Annotated in this window: 19 protein-coding genes; 13 read left to right on the top strand and 6 right to left on the bottom strand. The window is 67.5% G+C overall.

What is annotated here, in order from left to right; genetic code table 11:
• Positions 1-159: 159 nt before the first annotated feature.
• A complete protein-coding gene (gene lon / locus A5750_RS12670; RefSeq protein WP_066954243.1) occupies positions 160-2,481 on the bottom strand; it encodes an endopeptidase La in 2,322 nt (773 codons plus the stop codon).
• A gap of 120 nt (positions 2,482-2,601) precedes the next feature.
• Between lon and A5750_RS12665 the strand changes: the two genes are divergently transcribed.
• Positions 2,602-3,732: a phytanoyl-CoA dioxygenase family protein gene (locus A5750_RS12665; RefSeq protein WP_156664326.1), complete on the top strand. Its 1,131-nt coding sequence runs from the start codon at positions 2,602-2,604 to the stop codon at positions 3,730-3,732.
• 5 nt (positions 3,733-3,737) lie between these two features.
• On the opposite strand, the gene A5750_RS12660 is transcribed toward A5750_RS12665, so the two are convergent.
• A complete protein-coding gene (locus A5750_RS12660; protein WP_067263214.1) occupies positions 3,738-4,982 on the bottom strand; it encodes an alpha-hydroxy acid oxidase in 1,245 nt (414 codons plus the stop codon).
• 18 nt (positions 4,983-5,000) lie between these two features.
• On the opposite strand from A5750_RS12660, the gene A5750_RS12655 reads away from it, so the two are divergent.
• Positions 5,001-5,438, top strand: a complete 438-nt coding sequence (locus A5750_RS12655; protein WP_066954252.1) for a DUF1810 domain-containing protein — start codon at positions 5,001-5,003, stop codon at positions 5,436-5,438.
• Here the strand turns inward: A5750_RS12655 and A5750_RS12650 are convergent.
• The 3 genes from A5750_RS12650 to A5750_RS12640 are packed head-to-tail and all read right to left on the bottom strand — an operon-like array spanning position 5,424 to position 7,888.
• Positions 5,424-6,731, bottom strand: coding sequence for an alpha-amylase family protein (locus tag A5750_RS12650; RefSeq protein WP_067263210.1), 1,308 nt, complete (start codon positions 6,729-6,731; stop codon positions 5,424-5,426). The genes A5750_RS12655 and A5750_RS12650 overlap by 15 nt on opposite strands.
• Before the next feature lie 4 nt (positions 6,732-6,735).
• Positions 6,736-7,272 (bottom strand): alkyl hydroperoxide reductase, encoded by a 537-nt coding sequence (locus tag A5750_RS12645; protein ID WP_066954260.1) that lies wholly within the window; start codon positions 7,270-7,272, stop codon positions 6,736-6,738.
• Positions 7,273-7,300: 28 nt separating this feature from the next.
• Entirely contained in the window at positions 7,301-7,888 is a 588-nt protein-coding gene (locus A5750_RS12640; RefSeq protein ID WP_067263206.1) for a peroxiredoxin, read from the bottom strand.
• Positions 7,889-7,992: 104 nt separating this feature from the next.
• Here A5750_RS12640 and A5750_RS12635 point away from each other — a divergent pair, with 104 nt between their 5' ends.
• The 4 genes from A5750_RS12635 to A5750_RS12620 are packed head-to-tail and all read left to right on the top strand — an operon-like array spanning position 7,993 to position 10,880.
• Entirely contained in the window at positions 7,993-8,928 is a 936-nt protein-coding gene (locus tag A5750_RS12635; protein WP_066954266.1) for a hydrogen peroxide-inducible genes activator, read from the top strand.
• 27 nt (positions 8,929-8,955) lie between these two features.
• Positions 8,956-9,666, top strand: coding sequence for an EthD domain-containing protein (locus tag A5750_RS12630; RefSeq protein WP_066954270.1), 711 nt, complete (start codon positions 8,956-8,958; stop codon positions 9,664-9,666).
• Positions 9,663-10,106 (top strand): TIGR03618 family F420-dependent PPOX class oxidoreductase, encoded by a 444-nt coding sequence (locus tag A5750_RS12625; RefSeq protein WP_066954273.1) that lies wholly within the window; start codon positions 9,663-9,665, stop codon positions 10,104-10,106. The genes A5750_RS12630 and A5750_RS12625 overlap by 4 nt, the downstream gene beginning before the upstream one ends.
• Before the next feature lie 18 nt (positions 10,107-10,124).
• Complete coding sequence (locus A5750_RS12620; protein ID WP_067263201.1) at positions 10,125-10,880, top strand: enoyl-CoA hydratase/isomerase family protein; 756 nt, start codon at positions 10,125-10,127, stop codon at positions 10,878-10,880.
• Here the strand turns inward: A5750_RS12620 and A5750_RS12615 are convergent.
• The gene (locus A5750_RS12615) at positions 10,877-11,062 is read right to left on the bottom strand and encodes a bacterioferritin-associated ferredoxin (protein ID WP_066954279.1); all 186 of its coding nucleotides are present in this window, start codon (positions 11,060-11,062) and stop codon (positions 10,877-10,879) included. The genes A5750_RS12620 and A5750_RS12615 overlap by 4 nt on opposite strands.
• A gap of 316 nt (positions 11,063-11,378) precedes the next feature.
• Between A5750_RS12615 and bfr the strand changes: the two genes are divergently transcribed.
• From bfr to A5750_RS12580, 7 genes are all read left to right on the top strand, one after another.
• The gene (gene bfr, locus A5750_RS12610; protein WP_066954691.1) at positions 11,379-11,858 is read left to right on the top strand and encodes a bacterioferritin; all 480 of its coding nucleotides are present in this window, start codon (positions 11,379-11,381) and stop codon (positions 11,856-11,858) included.
• A gap of 115 nt (positions 11,859-11,973) precedes the next feature.
• Positions 11,974-13,503 (top strand): adenylate/guanylate cyclase domain-containing protein, encoded by a 1,530-nt coding sequence (locus A5750_RS12605; RefSeq protein WP_067263198.1) that lies wholly within the window; start codon positions 11,974-11,976, stop codon positions 13,501-13,503.
• Between the two features lie 106 nt (positions 13,504-13,609).
• Positions 13,610-15,676 (top strand): MDR family MFS transporter, encoded by a 2,067-nt coding sequence (locus A5750_RS12600; RefSeq protein ID WP_066954285.1) that lies wholly within the window; start codon positions 13,610-13,612, stop codon positions 15,674-15,676.
• A gap of 29 nt (positions 15,677-15,705) precedes the next feature.
• A complete protein-coding gene (locus tag A5750_RS12595) occupies positions 15,706-16,200 on the top strand; it encodes a carboxymuconolactone decarboxylase family protein (RefSeq protein WP_066954288.1) in 495 nt (164 codons plus the stop codon).
• Positions 16,201-16,320: 120 nt separating this feature from the next.
• Complete coding sequence (locus A5750_RS12590) at positions 16,321-17,202, top strand: TIGR03854 family LLM class F420-dependent oxidoreductase (protein WP_067263194.1); 882 nt, start codon at positions 16,321-16,323, stop codon at positions 17,200-17,202.
• A gap of 41 nt (positions 17,203-17,243) precedes the next feature.
• Positions 17,244-18,596, top strand: a complete 1,353-nt coding sequence (locus A5750_RS12585) for a glutamine synthetase family protein (RefSeq protein ID WP_066954294.1) — start codon at positions 17,244-17,246, stop codon at positions 18,594-18,596.
• Positions 18,597-18,607: 11 nt separating this feature from the next.
• Positions 18,608-19,711: an amidohydrolase family protein gene (locus A5750_RS12580; RefSeq protein ID WP_067263191.1), complete on the top strand. Its 1,104-nt coding sequence runs from the start codon at positions 18,608-18,610 to the stop codon at positions 19,709-19,711.
• Positions 19,712-19,739: the final 28 nt, after the last annotated feature.

The following is a 19,739-nucleotide window of genomic DNA, read 5'->3' as shown; positions in this document are numbered from 1 at the left end:
GGGGATGGATGATCCCCTCCGGCTCGACTGTCGGCCCCAATGTCGGCGGGAAGGTTGCCAATGCGGAGCAAATCTGCGCGAGATCACGGCCATCAACGGATCTCAACGCGCTTGACCGGGATGCGAGCGAGTTTGCTACGCATCCCGGCCAAGCTCATGTCAAGCAGCGACCGTAACGGTCTCGGCCGCCGGCTCGAGCGCCTGCCTGACGATGTCGGCGACGTCGGTCATCGGTTTGACCGTCAGCGCGTCGAGCACCTCCGCGGGCACGTCATCCAGGTCGGGCTCGTTGCGCGCCGGAATGAAGACCGTTGCCAGGCCGGCCCGTTGGGCCGCCAGCAGCTTCTGCTTCACGCCGCCGATCGGCAACACCCGCCCGTTCAGCGTGACCTCGCCGGTCATGCCGACGTCGGAGCGCACCTGACGTCCGGTGGCCATCGAGACCAGCGCGGTCACCATGGTGACACCGGCCGAGGGTCCGTCCTTGGGCACCGCTCCCGCGGGAACGTGCACGTGGATGCGCCGGTCGAGGGCCTTGGGATCGACGCCCAACTCGGCGGCGTGGGAGCGCACGTAGGACAGCGCGATCTGCGCCGACTCCTTCATCACGTCACCCAGCTGACCGGTGAGCTGTAAACCCGCCTCGCCGTCCGTCGCGCCCGCTTCGATATAGAGCACGTCGCCGCCCAGGCCGGTGACGGCCAGGCCGGTGGCGACGCCGGGCACGGCCGTGCGTTCGGCCGACTCCGGGGTGAAACGCGGGCGGCCGAGGTATTCGACCAGATCCGGCTCGTCGATGGTGATCGGCTCGGGCGTCTCCGCGAGCTTGGTCGTCACCTTGCGCAGCGCCTTGGCCAGCAGCCGCTCGAACTGGCGCACGCCGGGCTCCCGGGTGTAGTCGGCGGCGATCTTGCGCAGAGCGGCGTCGGTCAGCGTGACCTCGTCCTCGGTCAGCGCCGCCCGGTCCCGCTGGCGGGGCAGCAGGTAGTCCCGGGCGATGGCGACCTTGTCGTCCTCGGTGTAGCCGTCGATCTGCACCAACTCCATGCGGTCCAGCAGGGCCGACGGGATGTTCTCGATGACGTTGGCGGTGGCCAGGAACACCACGTCGGACAGGTCCAGGTCCAGGTCCAGGTAGTGGTCGCGGAACGTGTGGTTTTGCGCCGGGTCGAGCACCTCGAGCAGCGCCGCACTCGGGTCGCCCCGATAGTCGGACCCGACCTTGTCGATCTCGTCCAGCAGCACAACGGGGTTCATCGAGCCCGCCTCGCCGATGGCCCGCACGATCCGGCCCGGCAACGCGCCCACATAGGTGCGCCGGTGCCCGCGGATCTCGGCCTCGTCGCGCACACCGCCCAGGGCGACGCGCACGAACTTGCGGCCCAGCGCGCGGGCGACGCTCTCGCCCAGCGACGTCTTGCCGACGCCGGGCGGACCGGCGAGCACCATTACCGCGCCGGAACCGCGGCCGCCGACGACCTGTAGCCCCCGCTGAGCGCGGCGGGCCCGCACGGCCAGGTATTCGACGATGCGGTCCTTGACGTCGTCCAGCCCGTGGTGGTCGGCGTCCAACACCTCGCGCGCGGCCTTCAGGTCGGTGGAGTCGTCGGTCCTGACGTTCCAGGGCAGGTCGAGCACGGTGTCCAGCCAGGTGCGGATCCAGCCGCTTTCCGGGCTTTGGTCGCTGGACCGTTCCAGCTTGCCGACCTCGCGCAGCGCGGCCTCGCGCACCTTCTCAGGCAGGTCGGCCGCTTCCACGCGTGCCCGGTAGTCATCGGACCCGTCGGGCTCGCCCTCACCCAATTCCTTGCGGATGGCGGCCAGCTGTTGGCGCAGCAGGAACTCCTTCTGCGTCTTCTCCATGCCCTCGCGCACGTCCTCGGCGATCTTGTCGTTGACCTCGACCTCGGCGAGGTGGTCGCTGGTCCAGTCGATCAGCACCCGGAGCCGCTCGGCGACATCCTCGGTCTCGACCAGTTGCCGCTTCTGCTCGCTGGACAGGTAGGACGCGTAGCCGGAGGTGTCGGCCAACGCCGACGGGTCGGTGAGCCGGTTGACGTAGTCGACGATCTCCCAGGCCTCGCGCCGTTGCAGCATGGCCAGCAGCAGCTTCTTGTACTCGGCCGTCAGCGCCTTGACTTCGTCGGTCGGCTCGATGTCGGGGACCTCGGTGACCTCGACCCACAGCGCCGCCCCCGGCCCGGACGCACCGGCCCCGATCTGGGCCCTGCGCTCACCGCGCACGACGGCCGCGGTGCCGCCGCCTGCGATGCGTCCGACCTGCAAAATCTTGGCGATCACACCGTGCGACGGGTATCGGTCGTCCAACCGGGGCGCGATCAGCAGCTGCCCGGATTCACTCGCCTGAGCAGCGTCGATTGCCGCCCGCGCGGCCTCGTCGAGCGCGATCGGAACGACCATTCCGGGCAACACGATGGTGTCGGCGATAAACAGCACCGGCACCGATTTGGCTTCAGCCATCAATCCTCCAAAAACTGAGTCTGATGCGCTCAACCCAGGTGGGCGCCGGTTTGTTCCCCTCCGAGGCTCCGCGGCGGGTAAGTGGTGGCTATCACGTTGGCGGTCTTGGATAATCGGTCCGTGCCGCTGACGCACCCCGCCTCGACCGCCCTCGACCCGGATGTCCTGGAATCCGCGGCCAGAGACATCGCTTCCGTCGGCGCCATCACCTTCCTCGTCGACGACGATGCCGTCACCTATGCCGTCGATGGCTCGACGATCCGCATCAACGAGGGGCAGCGCACTGGAGACGCCGTCGTGCGGCTGTCCCGACGGGCGTGGGACGACATGGTTGGCCAGATCCGCACGGTCATCAACCTCCTGCTCAGCGACGAGTTGTCCTTCGAGCGGGGTGGCTTCGACCAGCTGGCCGACTGGGACCCGGTCCTGCGGTACCTGCACGCCGGCGTCCCGCCCTACGATCCGGCCCGCGCCGACCTGAAGCTGCGCGACCCGCTCGCCACATTCACGCTCGACGCGGACGACGCCGAGTTGTGCGCACAGCTGCAGACCATGGGCTACCTGCACGTCAGCGGCGTGTTCGACGCCGATGAGATGCGGGCCGCCAACCGTGAGGTCGACCGCCTTGCGGCCCGGGCCCGGCCGGGGGATGACCGGTCGTGGTGGGTCACCGACGAGGACGGCGGCAGCGTGCTGTGCCGGTTGGTCTACGCAACGCTGCGCTCGCCTGTCCTCGCCGCCTTGGAAAACGATCCCCGGGTGCGCAGGCTGGGCACCCTCATCAATCCCGCGCTGCGGCCCGCACCCGACCGGATGGAAGGCAGCGCGGTGTTGCTCAAAGTGCCAGGCAACCCCAGCGGGCTGTCGAACATCCCCTGGCATCAGGACTGCGGCATGGGTGGGCACGCTCTCATGTGCCCCGCGGTCAGCATCGGAATTCAACTGACCGGCTCGGAGGCGTCGACCGGCAACCTTCAGGTGGTGCCGGGCAGCCACGGTCAGGCGATTCATTACCGCTGGGAACATCGGCTCCAACGGGTACCGGTGGTGAGCATCGACACCGCCCCCGGCGACGTGACCGTCCACGTCCAGGACCTGATGCACGCCTCACCCCGGCCGACCGGCGCCGGCGGCCGGCGCACGATGTACGTCACGCACTACCCGCCCCAACTCTTCGAGCACGTCGGGCCCGGCGAGGCCTTCAACGACCTGGTACGCAACCGCACGGAGCGCGTCGCCCGCCTGCAGTAGCGCCGTCAGGCGGGCGGTTCGACAGGCCCCAGGCGTCGCAGTTGTGCGACGTGGTTGGGGGAGAGCTCCTCGAGGCAGGTGACACCCAACAGACGCATGGTGCGCATCACGCCTTCGGCCATGATGTCGATCGCGCGGGCGACGCCGGGTTCGCCCCCGGCCATCAGCCCGTACAGGTAGGCCCGCCCGACGAGCGTGCACCGCGCGCCCAGCGCGATCGCCGCCACGATGTCGGCACCCGACATGATGCCGGTGTCCAGCAGGATCTCGGTGTGCTTGCCGACCTCACGCGAGACCGAGGGCAACAGGTGGAACGGCACCGGGGCCCGATCAAGTTGGCGCCCACCGTGATTCGACAACACGATGCCGTCGACGCCGCGATCGACGACGGCACGGGCGTCGTCGAGCGTCTGGATGCCCTTGACGACCAACTTGCCGGGCCACTGGGCCTTGATCCACTCCAGGTCATCGAAGGTGAGGCTGGGGTCGAACATGGTGCTCAGATACTCGGCGACGGTTCCCGACCAGCGGTCCAGCGACGCGAACGCCAGCGGCTCGGTGGTCAACAGGTCGAACCACCATTTCGGGTGCGGCACCGCATCCAGGACGGTGCGCAGCGTCAGCGTCGGCGGGATCGTCATCCCGTTGCGGTTGTCGCGCAGCCGGGCGCCGGAGACCGGAACGTCGACAGTGACCAGCAGGCTGTCGAATCCCGCATCGGCAGCGCGCTGGACCAGTGCCATCGAGCGTTCCCGGTCGCGCCACATGTAGAGCTGAAACCACTTCCTGCCCTGCGGAACAGCGGTCACCAGGTCCTCGATCGCGCAGGTGCCGAGCGTGGACAGCGAGAACGGAATGCCGGCCTTGGCCGCCGCCGCCGCGCCGGCGATCTCGCCCTCGGTGTGCATCAGTCGGGTGAAGCCGGTGGGCGCGATGCCGAATGGCAGGACCACCGGCTGGCCCAGCACATTCCAGCCGGCGGTGACATTGCTGACATCACGCAGGATCGTCGGGTGAAACTCGATGTCGCGGAACGCTTGCCGGGCGCGCTGGATGGAAAGCTCGTCCTCGGCGGCGCCGTCGGTGTAGTCGAACGCCGCCTTGGGCGTGCGACGTTTGGCAATGCGTCGCAGATCTTCGATGGTGTGCGCGGCATCGAGGCGGCGCTTGGTCGCGTCGAACTGCGGGCGCTTGAACTGGATCAGCGGCGCGAGGTCGCGCAACTTGGGCACTCGTCGTTTGACCGCCATATGTGCAACCGTAGTCACATGGAATCGGCGAGCGACCCCTTCGACCTCAACCGCTTCGTCGACGCGCAGGCCCCGGTGTACCGAAACGTGGTCGAAGAGCTGCGCTCCGGACGCAAACGCAGTCACTGGATGTGGTTTGTCTTCCCGCAGTTACGCGGCCTGGGTGGCAGCCCGACCGCGGTGCATTACGGCATCTCCTCGCTCGAGGAGGCGCGCGCCTATCTGCGCCATGAGCTGCTCGGCCCGCGGTTGCGTGAGTGCGCCCGGTTGGTTAACCAGGTGCAGGGCCGATCGGTCGCGGACATCTTCGGCTCGCCCGACGACCTCAAGCTGCGCTCGTCGATGACGCTGTTCGCCCGCGCCACGGACGATAACGAGGAATTCCGCGCGGTCCTCGACAAGTACTACGACGGCCGGCAGGACCAGCTGACTCTGGAACGCCTAGGCCGGGCTTAAGATTCGCCACCCATGCGGTTCCACGACCAGCAAGTTCACCACCTCTTGCGGCGGGGCCGACGAGCCGCCGATGACCCGCCGGCGAGACGTGCCCAGTTCCGACAGCGCCACGCGCATCGGCTCGTCGTCGATGTTGAGCGCGACCAGCAGCGCGTCGTCGCCGCTGCGGGTCTCGTAGAGGTAATGCCGGTTTTCCAGCCGCAGCGCGGTGGTCGAGGCACGGTGCAGCCACGGGTGACGGCGGCGCAACCCGACCAGGAACTGGTGCAACGCCCAGATTTCCGCCCCGAACGCATCTAATTCCAATGGGGGAGAGGCGAACTCGGGGCGCACGGCGTCGTCCCCGCCATAGCGCTCCTCCTTGACACCGCGGAATCCCAGCTCGTCGCCCGCGTACACGCTGGGCACGCCGCCGACGGTGAGCAGCAGCACCAGGGCGTGCGCCACGTGCCGGGGGTTATCCAGCTGGCTGGCTATCCGGGTGACGTCGTGGTTGCCGATGAAGGTGAGCGGGACGAAGCCGGCCAGGAACTCGCCATGCCGCTGCAACGCCCAGTCCAGCTCGAAGAAGTTGCCGTCGTTGAGGCTGCTCCAGATCGCCTTCCACAACTCGTATTGCGTCGCCGAGTCGAACGTCGCGGCCCGCACGACGGCGGCGTAGTCGCCATGGATGAGCTCGCCGACGAACCAGGCTTCGGGGAAGCGCTTTCGCACCCGCGGCAGCGTTGAGGCCCAAAACCGTTCCGGCACCGTGTAAGCCGCGTCGAGTCGCCAGCCGTCGGCGCCGCGTTCCAGCCAGTGCGCCATCACGTCCGCGGTGTAGTCGATCACTTCGGGGTTGTCGTGGTTGAGCGTGATCAGCTCGGAGTGGCCCTCGAAGGTGTGAAAGCGTCCCGGGCGCCCGCGAAACCAGCGCGCCGCGGCCCCGTCGTTCGGCGCCTCCTGGTAACGGGGGAAATCCACGCCGACGTGATTGAACACGCCGTCGAGCAGGATGCGCAGGCCGCGCCGACGGGCCTCGGCGACGAGGTGGTCGAAATCGGCGTCATCACCGAGCCGGGGGTCGATGCGGTAATGGTCGGTGGTGTCGTAACCGTGGGTGCGCGAGGCGAAGATCGGGCCCAGCGCAACGCCGGATGCGCCCAGTGCGATGGCGTGGTCGAACCAGTCGACGAGCCGCCGCAGCCGGTGTTCTCCCGGCTGCGGCGGCTCCGACGAAGGAAAGGCGCCGACGAACCCCAGCGGATAGACCTGCCACCAGATCGCGTGTTCTACCCAGGCCGGTGCCGTCACTGCGTCAGCCGACGGTGGCCAGCGTCTGGGCGGCGACAATCGCTTGTGCCACGCCGGAAATGATGGCCGCGGCCTTCAGCGCCTCCTGGATGGTTTCCCGGGAGACTCCCGCCTCGCGCAGCGTGTGTTCGTGGGAGGCCACGCAGTCCGGGCATCCGTTGATCGATGACACCGCGAAGGACCACAGCTCGAAGTTCGCCTTCTCCACGCCGGGATTGGCGATGATGTTCATCCGCAATCCCGCACGCAGGTCGTCGTACTTGCCGCCGAGAAAGCCCCGGCCACGGTAGAACACGTTGTTCATGCCCATGATCGATGCGGCGCCCAGCGCCGCGTTGTACGCCTCGGCGGACAGGATGTCGGCCGCCTCGGCACCGATCTCGGTGATTACCTGAGTGTTTCGCGTCGCCGCGGCGCTCGCCAGCAGGGTGCCCCACAGCTGCTCCTCGTTGAGCTCGGTCGTGCGCGTGATCGAGCCGAGGTTGAGCTTGAGGTCCTTGGCGTACTCGGGCAGCGCTTCCTTGAGGTTTTCTACGCTCATCTCGTCTCCCTGTTCAGACCCTACGCGACTAAGCCGAGGCCTTGAGCAGCTCGGCGGCATTCAGCGTCGGGTCGCCCTTGCGCCAGTTGCAGGCGCACAGCTCGTCGGACTGCAGGGCGTCGAGGACCCGCAGCACTTCCTCGACGTTGCGTCCGACGGATCCGGCAGTGACCGAAACGAATTGGATCTCGTTGTTGGGGTCGACCAGGAAGGTTGCCCGGTCCGCCACACCGTCGGCGTTGAGGACGCCGGTGGCCAGGCTCAGCTCACGCTTGATGTCCGAGAGCATGGGGAAGGGCAGCTTCTTCAGATCTTCGTGCTGCGCGCGCCAGTTGAAGTGCACGAATTCGCTGTCGATCGAGACGCCCAGGACCTGCGCGTCGCGGTCGGCGAACTCGTCGTTGAGCTTGCCGAACGCGGCAATCTCGGTCGGGCACACGAAGGTGAAGTCCTTGGGCCAGAAGAACACAACGCGCCACTTGCCTTCGTGGTCCTCACTGGTGACGGTGGTGAAATAGTCCTCGGGCTGCTTGGCGTCGACCTTGGACAAATCGCCCGCGATCAGCGCGGTGAGCTCGTAGTCGGGAAACTGGTCGCCGACGGTCAGCAAAGGCATGGCTCTCCTAATTTGGATTCACTCAAGATTAGCAATTTCATTGCCCATGGTGCCCGCTCGGCCGGTCTGAAGTAAAGGTGATATTTCCCACTATACTTATCGGTATGCCCGATAAGATTTATCAGCCGACGATCGCCGGCCTCCGCGCGTTCGCCGCGATCGCTGAAAAGCGTCAATTCAGCGGCGCTGCAACCACTCTCGGAGTCAGCCAGTCCACGCTTTCGCAGGCACTTGCGGCGCTCGAGACAGGGCTCGGCACCCAGCTCATCGAGCGCTCGACGCGGCGTGTCCTCTTGACGGCGGAGGGCACGGAGCTACTTCCGCGCGCCCAGGCCGTCATTGAGGCGGTGGACGCATTCACCGCCGCCGCCTCGGGCTCATCCGATCCGCTGCGAGGCGGGATGCGGCTGGGACTGATACCGACGGTCGCGCCCTACGTCTTGCCGACCGTCCTGGCCGGCCTGGCCGAGCAGTTCCCCGGAATGACGTTGCGGGTGACCGAAGACCAGACCGAACGGCTGATGACGGTATTGCGCGAGGGTGCGCTCGATGCGGCGCTCATCGCCCTGCCCGCCGACGCCGGCGGCGTCACCGCGATCCCGATCTACGACGAGGATTTCGTCCTCGCGCTACCGCCTGGGCATCGGCTGTCGGGAAAGCGGCGGGTTCCGGCGACGGCGCTGGCCGACCTGCCCCTGCTGCTATTGGACGAGGGGCACTGCCTGCGCGACCAGGCGCTCGACGTGTGCCACAAGGCGGGCGTGCGAGCGGAGCTGGCCAATACCCGGGCGGCGTCGCTGGCGACGGCGGTGCAGTGCGTGACCGGCGGCCTGGGGGTGACGCTGATCCCGCAGAGTGCGGTGCCGGTCGAGGCGACGAGAAGCCGCCTGGGGCTGGCGCAGTTCGCCGCGCCCCGCCCAGGACGGCGCATCGGGTTGGTGTACCGCTCGTCGAGCGGCCGTGACGAGTCCTACCGGCGATTGGCGGACATGATCGGCAAGTTGATCAGCGGCGAACATCCCGTCCGGCTGGTCAAATAGCGCGGCCGGCGCGGGTAGGTTCTGCCTATGGAAAAGGTCATCGCCGTCCTCATGCGTGCCGATTCGGACGAGGGGTGGTGCGCCCGCCAGCGGGGCCCGGTCGCCCGCGCCCTGTTGGATTTGGGTCTGCCGGGGTTGTCGATCAACGTCCGCGACGACGCCGTGCGCCATTCACTGATGACGCTCACGACACTGGATCCGCCGGTCGCGTCGGTGGTGAGCATGTGGACCCAGCAGTGTTACGGCGAGCAGATGTCCGCAGCGCTGACCCTGCTCGAGGCCGAATGCGAACAACTCGCCGCCTATCTGGTGACCGAGTCGGTCCCGCTCAGGGCACCGGTAACCGAATCCGGTTCTCGCAGCGCGGGATTGGCTAACATTGCGCTGCTGCGTCGGCCCGCCGGCCTGGACCAGGAGAGCTGGCTGACCCGGTGGCAGCGCGACCACACCTCAGTGGCCATCGAGACGCAGGCGACCTTCGGCTACACCCAGAACTGGGTGGTGCGCACCCTCACCCCGGACGCACCGGGAATCGCGGGCATCGTCGAAGAGTTGTTCCCAAAGGAGGCGATCACCGATCTCAAGGCGTTCTTCGGTGCCGCCGACGACAACGACCTGCAGGACCGACTGGGCCGAATGGTCGCCAGCACCACGGCGTTCGGCGCCAACGAGAATATCGACACCGTCCCCACCAGCCGCTACGTCTTCAAGACACCGTTCATCGAGGAACTCTTATGACAACACTGCGTGACGCCGTGGCGTTGGCCGCCGCGGAAAATGGCCTGGCGGTGGTGTCCACCGTTCGGGCCGACGGAACGGTGCAGGCTTCGTTGGTCAACGTTGGTTTGTTGCCGCATCCGGAAAGCGGCCAGGAGGTGCTGGGCTTCACCACCTACGGCAAGGTCAAATTGGCCAACCTCCGGGCTCGGCCGCAGCTGGCGGTCACCTTCCGCACGGGATGGCAGTGGGCGACCGTCGAGGGCCGCGCCGAGCTCGCCGGCCCCGACGACGCGCGGCCTTGGCTGGCTACGGACGACCAGCTGCGGCTGTTGCTGCGCGAGGTTTTCACCGCCGCCGGCGGCACCCACGACGACTGGGACGAATACGACCGCGTCATGGCACGGGAGCGGCGCGCCGCCGTGCTGATCGTGCCCACCCGCGTCTACAGCAACGGCTGACGTCGTTAGGCTGCAGCCGTGACGCTGCAGATCAATGACGAAAAGCGGGTGCGCACCCTCACGCTGAACCGGCCCGAGGCACTGAACGCATTCGACGAAGTCCTGTACGACCTGACCGCCGAAGCGCTGTTGGCCGCTGCTGACGACCCCGAGGTCGCCGTGGTGCTGCTGACCGGCGCGGGCCGCGGCTTCAGCGCCGGTACCGACCTCGCCGAGATGCAGGCCCGCATCACCGATCCGGATTTTACGCCAGGCAAGCACGGTTTCGTCGGACTGATCGACGCCCTGAGCGCGTTCCCCAAGCCGCTCATCTGTGCGGTCAACGGTGTGGGCGTGGGCATCGGCGCCACGATCCTGGGCTACGCCGATCTGGCCTTCATGTCGTCGACGGCCCGCCTCAAGTGTCCGTTCACCAGCCTGGGGGTGGCGCCGGAAGCGGCCTCGTCGTATCTGCTGCCGCAGCTAGTGGGCCGGCAGAATGCCGCCTGGCTGTTGATGTCCTCGGAGTGGGTCGATGCGGACGAGGCGTTGCGAATGGGCCTGGTCTGGCGGGTCTGCGAGCCCGAGGACCTGTTGCCCGAAGCCCGTCGGCACGCGGAAATCCTTGCCAGTCGGCCCATTTCGAGCTTGATGGCGGTCAAGCACACGATGATGGAACCGGTGCGTCCGGAGATCGCGGCGGCCACCGCGCGGGAAAACGCTCACTTCGCCGAACTGATGGGCGCACAGGCCAATGCGGCGGCCCTGGCGGACTTCAACAAAGCGCGGGGCTAAAGCGACGGAGCGGTCTCGAGATTTGCCGACGCGGCGATGATCGCCCGCAGGGTCCTCTTGCAACGCCCGCAGTCACCGCCGGCCCCGCACGCCGCCGCGACCTCTTTGGAGGTGGAGGCACCGCGCGCGACCACCTCGGACACCGTGTGGTTCGTGACGCCGACACACAGGCACACGTACATCAGCGCATCCCCTGCATGCTGGCGACATTCCCTTCGTCGACGGCGTGGCCAAGCGACCGCACTTTCGTCCTCCGAACCGACAGCGTTATTAGTTGAGTCTAACCTAAGTTCGTTAGCGCAGTCTAACCTTAGTCGCTAGCAACGTGCCCCACTCGCTCCGCAAGCAACACACACTGAGCACAGCCATACCTTGCTGGAAGATCGCCACTCGTCGTGGCAAAGTGCGGGTACGGCCCGGCACGGTGCGTTCAGCCCAGCGCACCCGGCCCGGAGCCACGAAATGACCGCCGTTTCACGTCACCGTAGGGGAGTGATCATGCAAGGGGATCCGGATGTTTTGCGCCTGCTCAACGAGCAGTTGACCGGCGAGCTCACCGCGATCAACCAATATTTCCTGCACTCCAAGATGCAGGACAACTGGGGATTCACCGAGCTCGCCGAGCACACCCGGGCCGAGTCCTTCGACGAGATGCGGCACGCCGAAGCGATCACCGATCGCATTCTGCTGCTCGACGGGCTGCCCAACTACCAGCGTCTGTTCTCGCTGCGCATCGGCCAGACGCTGCGCGAGCAGTTCGAGGCCGACCTGGCCATCGAGTACGAGGTGATGGACCGGCTCAAGCCCGGCATCATCATGTGCCGCGAGAAGCAGGACTCCACCAGCGCCAATCTGCTGGAAGAGATCGTGGCGGACGAGGAAAAGCACATCGACTACCTCGAGACGCAACTCGAGCTGATGGACAAGCTCGGGGTGGAGCTCTACTCGGCGCAGTGCGTCTCGAGGCCGCCGAGCTAAGCCTCGGTCAGGCCCGCCCGCGTCGCAATCGTCTGCGGTCTCGGGCGTGACCGGCTGACGAAGCCGCCACGTTCAAACTCGGATGGCAAGGTGGCCAGCCGATTAGTCTCCCGGCATGGATCGCATCTGGCAGTGGGCGTGGAATCGGTTCCGGACGCGGTACTCGTGGGTGATCTATGCGGTCAGCGTCTCCGAGTTGCTGTCGGTCTACCTCACGCTCTCGTTGCTGATCGTCGCGTTCGAACGGTCCGATCGCTACGTCGAGGCGGTCGCGGTGACCGTTGGCACCGTGCTGGTGATGGTGTACGTGACCAATCTCCCCGGACTGGGCGGGAGCCGTCTTGTTGAGCGGTGGGCGGCCGGGCGCGAGGTCGATCGGGCGAGGGCGCTGGAAGCCACGTACGCGTGGAGCCGGACGGCCGGACCCCGCGGGGTGGGGGCCAATGGTGTTTTCATCGCCGTGTTATTCCTCGTCGTGGGTGCGATCGCCGGGGCGACCGGGCCACGATTAGCCCAGTTCGCGATCCTGGGCGCCGCCACAGGAACTTCGGTGGTGCTCATCGCTGTGCACAGCTACCCCGAAGGGGCCCTGCGGCCCGCCAGGGTCGCTCTCGCCGGAGACACCGGAATGGGTGACGCCCTGCCTCGCTCTCGCCCGACTTTCGCCGCGTGGTCGAACGTGTCCGTGCTCGCGGCCGCGTTCATTTTCGCCGTCGTCGGCGCGCTGTTCGCAGTCGCGATCGATCGGGTCCGGGAGGCCCCGGTCCTCATCGTCGTCATCGGTTGTGGCTTGGTGCTTTTCTTCGCAGTGCCGCTCACCGTCGGCGCCTCGTTCGCCCCGTCCCTGCAACCCCTTCGCGACCTTGCCGCAGGAACCGAACGTGTTGCGGCCGGCAACTACAGCCAACGCCTGCCGGTGGTTCAAGACGACGATCTCGGCGCACTGGCGGCGTCCTTCAACCGCATGCAAGCGGGATTGGCCGAGCGGCAACGACTTCACGCCGCGTTCGGGACATACGTCGATCCGGCCCTGGCTGCACGCCTGCTGGAGCAGGGCGACGATATGTTCACCGGAGAACGCCGCGAGGTGTCGGTGATGTTCGTCGACATCCGCGACTTCACGCCGTTCGCCGAGACACATACCGCCGAAGACACGGTGGCCCGCCTCAATGCCCTGTTCGAGATCGTGGTGCCTGCCGTCGTCGACGCCGGTGGGCACGTCAATAAGTTCCTCGGCGACGGTGCACTAGCGGTGTTCGGCGCGCCCAACGACCTTGCGGAGCATGCCGACGCCGCGGTGGGCGCCGCGGTGCTGATCCACCGCCGTGTCGCCGCGCGATTCGGCGGCACGCTTCGGATCGGCATCGGCATCAATACCGGCACGGTGATCGCCGGCACCATCGGCGGCGGCGGCAAGTTGGAGTTCACCCTGATCGGTGACACCGTCAACGTCGCTGCCCGCGTCGAGCAACTAACCAAGACCACCGGCGACGCAATCCTTCTCACTCGGCAGTGCGTCGACGCCCTGAGTTCTCGGCCGCCGGCGCTGATCGACCGGGGGTCCCACGCCCTGAAAGGTAAGTCAGCCCCCGTGCAGGTCTTCAGCCTCCAGCAAGAGACCGACGCGCGGGTTGATTGTCGCTAGCCGGCGGCTAGGGGATTCGCCTCCGCGGGCCCCGTTGCTGCGCGGTTAGATTGCCTTTGGTTAACCGTGGGCATCCCTGAGCAACGGTCGCCGACGGAAGGCAGGCATGACGAGCCCAGCAGCAATTCGAGGCGGTTCATCGACGGACGCCGCGCCGGGCAGCGCGTCGGTCGACCCGCAGCGACGCAATTTCATCTTCGTGGCGATCCTGCTCGGCATGCTGATGGCCGCGCTGGACCAGACGATCGTGGCGACCGCATTGCCAACCATCGTCGCCAATCTTGGTGGCGCGGGCCATCAATCGTGGGTTGTCACCAGCTACCTGCTCGCCTCGACCATCATCACCGCCCTCGTCGGCAAGTTCGGTGACCTGTTCGGCCGCAAGCGGGTGTTCCAGGCGGCCGTCGTGTTCTTCGTCGCCGGATCGGTGCTGTGTGGGCTCTCGAGTTCGATGGGCATGCTGGTCGCGTCGCGCGCGCTGCAAGGCATCGGCGGCGGCGGGCTCATGGTGACCGCCATGGCGCTGATCGGCGAGGTGATCCCGCTGCGGGACCGCGGCCGCTACCAGGGTGCGATGGGCGCAGTATTCGGCGTCACCACCGTGATCGGTCCCTTGCTCGGGGGCTACTTCACCGACCACTTCACCTGGCGCTGGGCGTTCTGGATCAACGTGCCGATCTCGGTCGTGGTCTTCTTCGTGGCGGCCGCCGCCATCCCGGCGCTGTCCAACCGCACCAAACCGGTCATCGACTACACCGGCATCCTGTTCGTCGGCCTGGGCGCCTCGGGGCTGACACTGGCCACCAGCTGGGGCGGGACCACCTACCCGTGGGGATCGCCCATGATCATCGGGCTGTTTGTCGGCTCGGCGATCGCGTTGTGCGCCTTCGCCTGGGTGGAAAGCCGCGCCGCCGCGCCGATCCTGCCGACCCGGCTGTTCGGCAGTCCGGTGTTCACGGTGTGCTGCGTCTTGTCCTTCGTGGTCGGTTTCGCGATGCTGGGCGCCCTGACGTTCCTGCCGACGTACATGCAGTTCGTCGACGGCGTCTCGGCCACCACGTCGGGCCTGCGCACGTTGCCGATGGTGATCGGGATGCTGACCACCTCGATGGGCAGTGGTGTCATCGTCGGCCGCACGGGCAGATACAAAGTCTTTCCGGTCGCCGGCACCGCCGTCATGGCGCTGGCGTTCTTTCTGATGTCGCGGATGGACCCGTCGACGTCGGTCTTGGTTCAATCGCTGTTCCTGGTCATCCTCGGCGCCGGGATCGGGATGTGCATGCAGACCCTTGTCCTGATCGTGCAAAACACGGTGGACTTCGACGACCTCGGCGTCGCGACCTCCGGCGTCACCTTCTTCCGCACGATCGGAAGCTCGTTCGGCGCCGCCATCTTCGGGTCACTGTTCACCAATTTCCTGCACAGCCGGATCGGCCCGGCGCTGGTGGCCAGCCGCGCGCCGGCCGCGGCCGCCGCGTCGCCGGAGGCGTTGCACCGGTTGCCCCGCCAGGCGGCCGCTCCGATCGTCGCCGCCTACGCCGAGTCGCTCACCCACGTATTCCTCTGGGCGGTTCCGGTCGCGCTGGCGGGGTTCGTCCTGGCGTTGTTCCTGCGGGAGGTCCCGCTGCGGGAAATGCACGACAGCACAATCGATCTCGGCGACGCGTTCGGCATGCCAAACACCGAGACACCGGACCAGATGCTGGAGGGCGCGGTCGAACGCATGCTGCGCGGTGTGCCTGGCATGCGATTGCGCAGCATCGCGATGCGACCCGACTGCCGACTCGACGTGGCCGGATTGTGGGGGGTCCTGCGCATCAACCGGTACGGGGAGATGTATGGCACGGCCAGGCTCACCGACATCGCCGACTACCTACGGATACCGTTCGAGGTCTTGGAGCCCACCTTCTCGCGCCTGATCGCGACCGGATACGCCCGGGGCGACGGCGACCAGATGTGGCTGACCCCCGCGGGGGCCCAACAGGTGGAATACGTGCACTCGCTGCTGGTGGGCTGGCTGGTCGACAAGCTCGCCCGGTCACCGGGATTCGACGGACGACCGGATCGTCGCGTCGTCGAAGCGGCGCTGAATCGAGTCGCGGGCCGCGTTCTCGCGCAACGGGACTGGAACGACGACCGTCCCACCACGAAGATCCCGGTGCCCGCACCCTGAGACGGGCGCTCCGGGCGTACCATCACGCCATGAGCCGAATCGGAACATTTGCCGACGACGACCTGGCCGGCTGGTTTGTGAAGTCACCTGACATCGGCGGCGCGCTTGGCGGTTTCAGCAACGCGGTTTACACCAAGAACCGGTTGCCGCTGCGCACGCGCGAACTGGCCCGCGCCGTGATCGCACACCGCAACGAGTGCGTCGTCTGCGTCAACACCCGCGACGAGGACGGGCCCGCCGCCGGAGTCGACGAAGAGCTGTACGACCACGCCCAGGAGTGGCGCACCTGGCCCGGCTACAGCGAGCAGGAGCGGCTGGCCGCCGAGTTCGCGGACCGATTCGCCAGCGATCACACCGCCCTGCGCGACGACGAGGACTTCTGGAGCCGTTGCTCCGAGCACTTCTCCGACGAGCTGCTGGCCGACTTGGCCCTGTCGTGCGCGCTATGGGTCGGCATGGGTCGAGTGTTGCGGACCCTCGACATCGGCCAAGCCTGCAAGCTGACCATTCCCAGCCGCGCATAGCCCTTCTCGCCGCGGGCATTTCCGCGCGACACATGAACGTCAGCGACGACACGCCGGAAAACGTCTCAGCGGTTTATGTTTCGCGGGCACAAAAGGCGGCACCACGGTGTTGCGCCATGGATGAAGATTCGCTTCGGCGTCGGGTTGGGCGCGGACACCGCTCCGGATCGGTTGGCCACCATCGTGGATCGGCTGGAGGCCACTGGAGTGGATTCGCTGTGGTTCTCTGAGCTGGTCTACTCCCCGGCGGTCGATCCGGTGGTCGGCATGGCCTACGCCCTCGCCAGGACGACGCGGTTGAAGGTCGGCACCTCGGTGGCCGTGCTTCCCGGGCGGCATCCGGTACTGGTCGCCAAACAACTGGCTTCGTTGGCGGCGGTCGCGCCGAAGCGGGTCCTTCCCGTCTTCGGGCTGCGGTCCGCGATTCCGGCCGAACGCGAGGTGTTCGTGGTCCCCGACGGAGAGCGGGCCGCGGTGTTCGATGAGTCGCTGCGGGTGCTGCGCTCGGCGCTGGCCGACGATTCGGCCAGCTACACGGGCCGATATTTCACGGTCAACGGGGCTTCCGTGATGCCGCGGCCCAACCCGCCGCTGGACATCTGGTTGGCCGGTTCGGCGCCCGGGGCCTTTCGGCGGATCGGCGCGCTCGGCGACGGCTGGCTGGGCAGTTTCCTGACCCCCGAGGAGGCGCGGGCCGGCCGTGAGGCGATCGAACGAGCCGCGGCGCAAGCGGGCCGGCAGATAGACCCCGACCATTTCGGGATCTCATTGGCCGTGACAGAAGGCGACTTGCCCCCGGAGCTGGCGGCTGCAGCCCGCAAGCGTCGCCCCGACGTTGACCCCGCCGAGCTGATCGCCACCGGATGGGATCACCTGCACCGCCAACTCGACGCCTACATCGATGCGGGCCTGACGAAATTCGTCATCCGGCCGGCGGGCGGCGCTCCCATCGAGGGCTTCCTCGATCGGTTCGTCGCCGAGCTGATCGCCCGCCAGAACTGAATTCGTCAGCCAGGGCGGCTCGAGCCTGCACAATGACTGCCATGACCGGCACACCGCTTGCGGCCGCGGGGATCGCCCAGCTGGAGGCCGAGGGCGTCGACACCGTCATCGGCACCGTCGTGAATTCCGCCGGGCTCACCCTTGCCAAGACCGTTCCGATCCGGCGGACCAACGCGTTCGCGGATCCCGGTCTCGGCGCGAGCCCCTCGTGGCACGCCTTCGCGATCGACCAGAGCGGCATCGCCTTCACCCCCGACGTCGGCGTCATCGGGGACCAGCGCCTGCGCATCGACGTGTCGGCCCTGCGCATCGCCGGCGACGGGCTCGCGTGGGCGCCCGCCGCGTTTTTCTCCCAAGACGGCACACCCGTTCCAGCCTGCGCCCGCGGCACGCTCGGCCGGGTCGAAGCCGCGCTCACCGAAGCCGGGATCGAGGCGATGATCGGACACGAGGTGGAATTCCTCTTGGTCGCCCCGGACGGCGGCCGCCTCCCGTCGACGTTGTGGGCGCAGTATGGCCTCGCCGGCATCCTCGAGCACGAAGCGTTCGTCCGGGACGTCACCCGGTCGGCGGCGGCGGCGGGCATCGCGATCGAGCAGTTTCATCCCGAGTACGGCGCCAACCAGTTCGAACTCTCCCTGGCGCCACAATCCCCGGTGGCCGCCGCCGACCACCTGGTGCTGTTGCGGCTCGTCATCGGGCGGGTGGCCCGCCGCCACGGGGTTCGCATCAGCCTGTCGCCTGCGCCCTTCGCGGGCGGCGTGGGATCCGGTGCCCACCAACATTTCTCGCTGACTACAACGGATGGCCCGCTGTTCTCCGACGGCGCCAGCGCCCACGGCATGACGGCGGCGGGGGAGAGCGCGGTGGCAGGGCTGGTCGGCGGACTGCCGGCTGCGCAGGGCGTGTTGTGCGGGTCGATCGTGTCCGGCTTGCGGATGCGCCCGGGCAACTGGGCCGGCGCGTACGCGTGCTGGGGAACCGAGAACCGCGAGGCGGCGGTGCGGTTCATCACGGGCGGGCCCGGGAATCCGCGTGGCGGGAACGTCGAAGTCAAGATCGTCGATCCCTCCGCCAACCCGTACCTGGCCTCCGCGGCGATCCTTGGGCTGGCGCTCGATGGAATCAAGCGTCAGGCGAGCTTGCCGCCGGAGATCACGATCGACCCGGCGACCCTGTCCGATTCCGACCGCGAGCGCGACGATGTCGTCAGCCTCGCCAGAGGACAGCCCGAAGTGATTGCGGCGCTGGATAATTCGGAGCTGCTGCGCGGCATTCTCGGCGATCCGGCGGTCGACATGGTGGTCGCCGTGCGCCGCCTGGAACACGAGCGATACGGCGACCTCGACACCGAGCAACTAGCGGACAAATTCCGGATGGCCTGGAGCCTGTGACGGGGCACGCGATGACGTCCGACGCCCTGGAGCTGCACATCGGTGAAGTGCGGCTGATCGATCAACACGTCCACGGTTGCTGGCTGACGGCGGGGGATCGGCAACGGTTCGAGAACGGGCTCAACGAGGCCAACACCGAACCCATCGTGGGGCCGGGGTTCGACTCGCAACTCGGCTTCGCCGTGCGCGCGCACTGCGGTCCCATCCTCGGGCTGGCCAGACACGTTGACCCGCAATCTTATTGGGAGCGCCGCAGCCAGTTCAGCGAGCCCGAGCTGGCCCGCATGTTCCTGCCGGCCGCGGGAGTGAGCGACTGGCTGGTGGACACCGGGATCGACGCCGGCACCGCCGGTCCGGCCGGCATGGCCGAACTGTCCGGCGGCCGCGCTTACGAGGTGATTCGCCTCGAGCAGATCGCCGAGCAGGCCGCGCAGGCGCCGGGCGACTACGCGGCGGCCTTCGAGGACATTTTGCGGCGGCGCGCGGCGACGGCGGTCGGCACCAAGTCGATCCTGGCCTACCGGGGCGGGTTCGGCGGCGACCTGAGCGAGCCGTCGCCGTCGCAGGTCGCCGACGCGGCCGCCCGATGGCGCGACCGCGGCGGCACCCGATTACAGGATCGGGTGCTGCTGCGTTTCGGGTTGCATCAGGCGCTGAGGCTGGGCAAACCCCTACAATTCCATGTCGGCCTCGGCGACCGCGACTGCGATCTGCACAAGACCAACCCGATGCTGTTGCTCGACTTCCTGCGGCAGTCCGGGGACACCCCAATCGTCTTGTTGCACTGCTACCCCTACGAGCGCGAGGCGGGATACCTGGCACAGGCCTTCAACAACGTCTACCTCGACGGTGGGTTGAGTGTGAATCAGCTGGGCGCGCGGTCCGGTGCGTTCATCGCCCGGCTGCTGGAGCTGGCCCCCTTCCGCAAGATCCTCTACTCCTCGGACGGGTTCGGCCCCGCGGAACTCCACTTCCTCGGCGCGGCTTTGTGGCGCAGCGGCATTCATCGCGCATTGCGGGAATTCGTGGTCAATGACGACTGGAGCGAGAGCGACGCCATCCGGGTGGTCGACCTGATCGCTCACGACAACGCCGCAGTTCTCTACCGCGTTTGACCCCCGGTGAAGCCGGGGTATACGGCCC

It is taken from the genome of Mycobacterium sp. 852002-51613_SCH5001154, assembly GCF_001667425.1.
Classification (GTDB): Bacteria; Actinomycetota; Actinomycetes; order Mycobacteriales; family Mycobacteriaceae; genus Mycobacterium.
This window is presented reverse-complemented; position numbering and strand designations above follow the sequence as displayed.